The 976-nt window shown below is 68.9% G+C and carries 1 protein-coding gene; it reads right to left on the bottom strand.

All coding sequences use genetic code 11. The features are described 5' to 3' along the window. Positions 1 to 944 (bottom strand): condensation domain-containing protein (locus tag F6S12_RS32170; RefSeq protein ID WP_315869913.1); only part of this gene is annotated, 944 nt, incomplete at its 3' end. Positions 945 to 976: the final 32 nt, after the last annotated feature.

The raw sequence follows: 976 nt of genomic DNA, 5'->3' as shown, positions 1-976 counted from the left end.
AGGGTTTCGGCATAGGCCGAGAGGATCGCCGCCGACACACCGACCCCGGCCGCCGCCGCGTTCAGGCGCAAGGCATTGCAGTCCCGGGCCTCCAGGCCCATGGCCCGGCGCTGGAAGCGCGGCCCGCTGGGCGGCCCCAGCAATGGCAGTTCCGGCGCACCCGGCAGGCTGTCGACCCGCGCCCACCAGTAGTCGCGATCACGCTGGTAGCGCGGCTGCTCGCGCAGGCGGCGCTCACCCAGCACATAGTCGCGAAAGCTGATCTGCGCCGGCGCCGGCAGGCTCTCGCCGCGGTACAGCTGCTGCAGTTCGGCCAGCAGCATGCGCACGCTCTGGTAGTCGCACACCAAGAGGTCCACTGACAGGTGCAAGCGCGAGGTGTCGCGGCCCTGGCTCACGCACAGCTCGATCAGCGGCCATTGCTGGGGCGGTGCACGGCGCAGTTCCATGCGCTCGCGCAAGGCCTGCAAGGCGCTGCCGTCGTCCCGGCTCAGGTCGTGGCGGGCGATGGAGTAATGCGGCACCTGGGGCAGGATGCGCTGGTAGCCCTCCTCCAGGACCACGGCCCGCAGCATCTCGTGACGCGCGATCAACTGGTTCCAGGCCTGCTCCAGGCGCACCGGGTCCAGGTCCTTCTGGGCGAACTCCAGGTAGCCGTGGCAGGCCACGCCGCCGTAGCTGAAAGCCGTGGTGCGGCCCAGCAGGTAGGCGGCCTGCACGTCGGTCAGCGGGAAGGGTTCTTCCCGGGCCGAATGGTCGGCCTCCAGGGTCGGCATCTGCGCCGCTTGCAGCTGTTGCAGCAGCGCCTCCTTGTGTTCGCGCAGCTGTTGCAGGCGCGCCTCGTCCATGACCCCGGCCGGGGCCCGATAGCGCAAGCGGCCCTGTTCTTCCCAGAGTTCCACACCCAGTTGTTGCAGATCCTGTTGCAGTTGCTGCAGCGTCATAACACGCCCTCCACCATTGCGTTCTGATTGAC

It is taken from the genome of Pseudomonas sp. JV245A (genome assembly GCF_032424515.1).
In the GTDB taxonomy this organism is placed as follows: Bacteria; Pseudomonadota; Gammaproteobacteria; order Pseudomonadales; family Pseudomonadaceae; genus Aquipseudomonas; species Aquipseudomonas protegens.
Note: the sequence above shows the minus strand (reverse complement) of the source record. Positions and strands in the feature narration are given on the sequence as shown.